General features: G+C 56.7%; 5 protein-coding genes and 1 pseudogene. 2 read left to right on the top strand and 4 right to left on the bottom strand.

What is annotated here, in order from left to right:
• A pseudogene (locus PVZ80_RS33860) lies at nucleotides 1-318 on the bottom strand (transposase); the annotation flags it as partial.
• Between the two features lie 313 nt (nucleotides 319-631).
• Nucleotides 632-1,648 (bottom strand): DNA-binding protein, encoded by a 1,017-nt coding sequence (locus PVZ80_RS33855; RefSeq protein WP_273865146.1) that lies wholly within the window; start codon nucleotides 1,646-1,648, stop codon nucleotides 632-634.
• 78 nt (nucleotides 1,649-1,726) lie between these two features.
• Between PVZ80_RS33855 and PVZ80_RS33850 the strand changes: the two genes are divergently transcribed.
• Both PVZ80_RS33850 and PVZ80_RS33845 read left to right on the top strand, forming a co-directional pair.
• A complete protein-coding gene (locus tag PVZ80_RS33850) occupies nucleotides 1,727-2,863 on the top strand; it encodes a site-specific integrase (RefSeq protein WP_273865149.1) in 1,137 nt (378 codons plus the stop codon).
• Nucleotides 2,864-3,182: 319 nt separating this feature from the next.
• Nucleotides 3,183-3,653, top strand: a complete 471-nt coding sequence (locus PVZ80_RS33845; RefSeq protein WP_273865145.1) for an MbcA/ParS/Xre antitoxin family protein — start codon at nucleotides 3,183-3,185, stop codon at nucleotides 3,651-3,653.
• A 140-nt stretch (nucleotides 3,654-3,793) separates the two neighbouring features.
• Here PVZ80_RS33845 and PVZ80_RS33840 read toward each other — a convergent pair whose 3' ends face one another.
• Together PVZ80_RS33840 and PVZ80_RS33835 are read right to left on the bottom strand one after the other, a co-directional pair.
• Nucleotides 3,794-5,146 (bottom strand): hypothetical protein, encoded by a 1,353-nt coding sequence (locus PVZ80_RS33840; protein ID WP_273865144.1) that lies wholly within the window; start codon nucleotides 5,144-5,146, stop codon nucleotides 3,794-3,796.
• A complete protein-coding gene (locus tag PVZ80_RS33835) occupies nucleotides 5,143-6,090 on the bottom strand; it encodes an ATP-binding protein (RefSeq protein WP_273865143.1) in 948 nt (315 codons plus the stop codon). Before PVZ80_RS33835 ends, PVZ80_RS33840 begins: the two co-directional genes overlap by 4 nt.
• Nucleotides 6,091-6,097: the final 7 nt, after the last annotated feature.

Raw genomic sequence — 6,097 nt, 5'->3', positions numbered from 1 at the left:
TCGAATAGTCGCCCGCGCGCTGCTTGATAAAGGCGTACTTCAGCCGCACTCCTTGGCAAAGTACGCGGCGGCCTTTTTTAAGATGTCTCGCTCTTCAGTGGCGCGCTTGAGTTCTGCTCGCAGACGACGCAGTTCAGCGTGCTGATCATCGTCTTGCTGTCGTTCTTCTTGAGGTTTGCTGTAGCGCTTTATCCAGGCATATAAGCTATGCGTCGACACGCCAAGACGGGCCGCTACATCAGCGACAGGCAGCTTCTTTTCGGTCACTTGATTGACCGCTTGGATTTTGAATTCTTCGGGGTAACGTGGGTTGCTCATGGCACCTCCTGATTGGCCTCAGTTTAAGGCAAGGAGGTGTCTACGAACCCCGGGGCGATTCACCCGTATCATGATAACGGTCCATACTCGTCCTCCTGCAGAAAGAGGAAAAACCTGAATACCGTTGCTACCTACAGCCTTTTACCCTAGAGCCAGGGAAAGCTCATTGAACACCTCTAGTCTGCAGAGAAAACGTGTGATCTAGCTCATCGATCGCTAGTTGCGAGGCCGCGACTTTACCAATTGCTTTGAAGGAGATAGCTGACTGGCGGGCGGCGGATGAATGAGCTCACCTCTGACCGCCTGCCAGCTTTCAGCTGGGTTTCGGGGTGGTTTTGCGCGGGCGCTGACTACACTTGACCGCCGCGGGGCCACTGCCGGCGCCTGCCAGTTGCTGACTCAGCGTTTCGGCGCGGGCTGCCGCAGCCGCCGCTTGCTCACGGACGCTGGTCACCTCGCGTTGCGCCGACTGCAATTGCTGCTGCAAGTCCTGGAGCTGCCGGTTCCACTCAGCCTGCGCCTGGTGCACCTGCTCCCGCTCGCGGAGCAACGCTTGTGCCTGGGTCTGTGCGATACCCCGCTGCTCACAGGCTTCGGCCAGCTCCGTCTGCCCCGCTAACAGCGTCTGCTGCAAGACCTGCAGACGGCCATTGGCGTCCTTGAGCTGGACCGTCAGGGCTTTACCCTCCTCACGGGCGCGATCGATCTCTCGATAGGCTCGGTCCTCGACGTCGCGGGTGTAGCGCTGCTCCTCCTCGCGCGTCTGCTCGGCGAGCTGGCGGCTGTCCCGCAGCTGCTGGTGCGCCTCGTCCAATTGCTGGCGCGCCTCGTCGCGCTGACCCACGAGCTCCTGGCGCTGCAGGCGTAGGTCGTCGATCTGTGCCTGGCGCTGGCTTAGCAATTGTTCCAGGTCGCTGAGTCGGGTCTCGGCCACCTGCCGCGCCGCGAGTGCGTCGGCCATCTGCTGGCGCGCCTGTGCCGCATCCAGCCTGGCCCGAGCTTCCAGTACCGCCAACTGCTCGCGCTCTTCGGCTAGCACCTGACGCTGGCCCGCCAACGATTGTTCTACCACACCCTGGGCCAGCGTGGACGCCTGCTGCCAGATGGCGACAAAGGCCTGCGCCACCTCCGCCGGCAGCCCGGGCAAGCGGGTCTCGCCGCGCAGGCGCCCGGCCAGCTGTTCCCACCACTGATCGAGCAGCGCACCGACCCGCGCCGGGCTGCCGCGGCCGAGCTCCAGACGCACCCGTTCCACCGTCGGCCGTTCGCCACGGGCCAGCACCGCGTCCGCCGCGGCGAACACGTCGTTTTCCGGTACGCCTACCGCCATACCCTGCCCTCCGCTATATTAGGTCTGATAATGAAAGATTATCCGACCTTATTTGGTAAATATTGGAATTATAATACTTTGAACGTATTAAATATTACAGATCAGTTAACTTTGATCGACGAAACCCCGCTGGACCTGCATTTTCTGGCTATTAATGCCCAGGAAGCGGCAGCGGCGTTTATTGCCGCCGGCACTGCGGCCAATACGGTGCGCAGCTACCGCAGCGCCCTCGCCTACTGGTCGGCCTGGCTGCAACTGCGCTACGGCCAGGCACTGGGTGATGCCGCGCTGCCACCGACTGTGGCGGTGCAGTTCATCGTCGATCATCTGGCCAGGCCTGAGGCTGGCGGCAGCTGGACGCACCTGCTGCCGCCGTCAATCGACGCCGCACTCGTCACCGCCCGGGTCAAGGCCAAGGTGGGGCCGCTGGCGTACAGCACCGTCAGCCATCGCCTGGCAGTCCTGGCCAAGTGGCACCGACTCAAAGACTGGGACAATCCCGGCGACGCGCCGGCGGTGAAGACCTTGCTGCGCGAGGCGCGCAAGACCCAGACTCGCCAGGGTGTGAACGTGCGCAAGAAGACCGCGATCGTGCTCGAGCCGTTGCAGGCGATGCTCGCCACCTGCACCGACGGGGTGCGCGGCGTGCGCGATCGCGCCCTGTTGCTGTTGGCCTGGAGCGGCGGCGGTCGGCGCCGTTCGGAGGTGATTGGCCTGCTGGTCGAGGACTTGCGTCGCCTGGACGCCAACACTTGGTTGTATGCGCTCGGGGCGACCAAGACTGACACCGGCGGCGTGCGTCGAGAAAAGCCGCTGCAGGGGCCGGTGGCGCAAGCGCTGGCCGCCTGGCTGGCGGCGGCCCCGGCGAGTAGTGGGCCGCTGTTCCGCCGCTTGTACAAAGGAGGCCGCGTCGGTAGCGCCGGGCTGTCCGGCGACCAGGTCGCGCGCATCGTCAAACGGCGCGCCGCGCTGGCCGGACTTGACGGTGACTGGGCGGCGCACAGTCTGCGCTCCGGCTTCGTCACCGAGGCCGGGCGCCAAGGGATACCGCTCGGTGAAGTCATGGCGATGACCGAGCACCGCAGCGTCAGTACGGTGATGGGATATTTCCAGGCGGGATCGCTGCTAGGCAGTCGGGCGAGCCAATTGTTGCCCATCACCCAGGAAGATGATGGCGGGAACTCCGAACTATTGACGACTGGTGATTCGCATTAGACCCGATCCGTTCGCGACAGGGTTTGCCACGGCTTCGATCCCGCGCACAACGTCCATAGCACCGCCTCCTCAATCAGCCCGCCATCTGCATCAAAGCCGGCCCAGCAGACCACGCCCTTAAAGCCGATTCTCAGTCATTGGCCTGGAACGCGACTATCGGGTCCATACTGTTGCCTTCCTGATGCATTCGATCTGTAATCGACGATACCCTGGCAGCGCCCGGAAGCGGTGTAATGATTCATTGCCGTATGTCATAGCCCTGCTGCCGGGGCAACCTAGGGCTCGGCAACTAGCAAGCCCGCCGATGGAGGATCTGTGGATGTCGACACCACGTCGTACTCGCGGCCAAGGGTTCATCACACCCTTGCGGCCCACGGCTTATCTGCTACACCCTGATCCCGATGAACTCAACCCAGCACAGGTGTCCCACCAGGTTGCGCATGGCTTCGCCTTTACGGATGTTCAGAACCTGTTGTCGGCCACCACCCAGTGCGGTGAACAACAGGTCTGGAGGCGAATACTAGGGCAGCCCCAGAGCCGACAACGGTCACGGCGCAGGCAGCGGCCTGCCCGGCTAACCCCGCAGCAGAGTGCCATCGCCCTGCACTACGCCTGCGCCATGGAACTTGCCAGCGAGGTCTTCGGTTCGCTGGCACTTGCTGAAGCCTGGCTGGTTCGACCCTGCTTCTATTTTGGCGGAGAGTTGCCGCTCGACATGTTGAGCAACGCTGTGGGCTTTCAAGCCCTCAAGGTGTATTTGCAGCAACTCGCCTACGGCGTTTATGCCTAGCCTGGTCGATGACTACAGCCCATGATCCATAAACTTGAGGCGCCAATGCCCAAACTCTCGGACGCCCTCCCGGCTATCCGCACTCTGAACTCAGAACAGTCCTGGGGATTCCTGTTGTGGCAAACCTTAGGTCAGGGCATCTATACAACAAGCTGCCTGGGGTTGGAGCTTCCATCAACGTGGTTTCCTTGAGTAGCGCACACGACCATTAAAGCGCCACCAGCGCCATTGCGAGACAGTAAATGTCGGCGCTGAGGATTACGGCAGTTACAGCGAAACTTGTAAGATGACTTCCGCAGGAGTGTCACGCCACGGTCATCTGGAAAATAAATCACTTCAGATCTACAAATTACAAAAAAATCTTGCCCTTCGGAAACATAATATTCCAAGCGTGCCAGTATAGTCAGAAAAACCAGCACTGCTTCACGGTAGCTCCAACTTGTCAGCAAGGGAGCCGACTCCTTATTCTTTGAACCTTTGGGCGAGAAGTCATGAAAATCACTGCCTGGAGTCGGCCATGTGTTATAAGACATTTTCAGGCACAGAAGAATAAATGCCACCGTTAGGGGACAGAACGATCTTGTCCTAGGTTGGCCATCAGGATAGCCTGCTATTTCGCACCCCTCCTTGTAACACCTCATATGCTTGCCCAAAAACCTGACTTTCAAACGGTTTAATATTTCACGTTGCGAATGCAACCGCAGATAATCAGCCAAATGAAATGGGGAGTCAGTCCGGTACAAGCGGTCATGTAGATAGGTTCTGAACCAGCTGACGCAAGCAATCGGTGGCGAAAATTGTCGACGCCCTGCCAGGCTTTCAGGGCTCTGCATATCGAACAGCCGTTCACCTGGACCCGAAAGTTCAGCACGCGCAAGATTTGACTGGTAATACAGGCCACTGTAGCCGCTCTCAGCAGTGTAGAGGCCATAAATCTCCCTGTACCAACGAGCTTGGGCTCTACCAAAGTAATCAAGCGCGATCTGTAGCTTGGGTGAGCGGCGCATCTTTATCTCACGGCGAAGTCCGATGTCTTGGAAACCGCACTTACTACAAACCTCCAAAGCGCGAGGTATGCTATGAGCAGCGCTAAACCCCTTAAAGAAATGTCGCCTACAGGCATCGCAGGCCAAGCTCAGCGCACGCTTATGTAAAGGACATACGCGATGCAGGCAGATCGAATTAAACACGGAGTGATAACCAAATTTCACGCATTCAGTACAGAACCTTAGTGATGCTGGGCTACTCAGCGCGATCGCAGGCGCGTATTTCCAAGGCAGGTGATGCGCAATCCCTTGAATATTGTCCTCTAGACATTCTTCAATCTTATGAGTGATCAGCATACGGCCGCTTTTTCCATCTACCCAGAGTCCACCAATCTTTTTCCGAAGGTCGGATAATTCTATAAAATTACTGTGGGAGATTTTTAAGTAGATGGACAGAATTGACTCATAAGGCATTGGGCCGCATTCGGGATAAAATAAGGATTTCATTCTGCTTCCTTCCAATCAGTTATTTTTCTGCAGAATTCCTTAAAGTTGCTTTCGCGTACGGCTTCTTCAATCAAGTCTTGCGGTACACTTAGCACACTTGAGTCTTCATCGCTCAGTATCAACAACAAATAGGCGATCACCAGGGCGACATGCTCCATGGGTAAGTTATTAACGTACTTTCCGGCGGCGATGCGCGACATTTCACGCCAGACATCAGCAGTAATACTGGTTAGTCTAAACCCCGCCGCATAAGCTTGCGGAAGCACGTCTCTAGTAAAGCTGTGCCCGAGAAGCTTTTCTTCAGCACAGTCATCGTAGAGTTTGAGTACCTGATTTAACTGGACCATTGTGGTGACACCATACAATGGACGGATATCAGATAAAAACCTACCAATGATATGCCTGTCATCATTACGAAGAAAGTCCGCCACAACTTTTTCAATGGACGGCATCGCAAATGAAATGACTGTCATGGTTATTTTATCGGCGCGCAATTTGTTGTAAATATCCGCCAGCTGTTTAAAGTCAGCAATCGAAAGCCTTGACAGTTCATCGATCAAAAGCACAATCTGCTTCGCATTGCGAAACTCAGCTCTAGTCTTAAGGCGTTCCAGCAACATCGACTGACGCTGGACAAAAGTCGTTCTCGCTTTGGGAAGAATACCTTCCTGATCGATGAGTTGGTGAACAATTGAGGAATAGCGAGGCGAATCAGTATCCTTATTTATCGCGGGTATCATGACAACATACACATTCGGGAAGCGCTTAGGAATCTCCTCTAGCAATGCTTCGCAACACACGGTTTTTCCCACCCTTGGCTCGCCGGTATAAACCACGCCCGTCTTTCGCATTAGTACTTTGAAGCAGGCATTCTGAACCACGGCCAGCAAAGTTGGAGTGTTTAATCTATATTCTCTACTCAGTATAGGATGAGAATGTTCCATGAGTTCC

The sequence above is a fragment of the Pseudomonas sp. B3G-3 genome (assembly GCF_028640915.1).
Taxonomy (GTDB): domain Bacteria; phylum Pseudomonadota; class Gammaproteobacteria; order Pseudomonadales; family Pseudomonadaceae; genus Aquipseudomonas; species Aquipseudomonas chlororaphis_I.
Note: the sequence above shows the minus strand (reverse complement) of the source record. Positions and strands in the feature narration are given on the sequence as shown.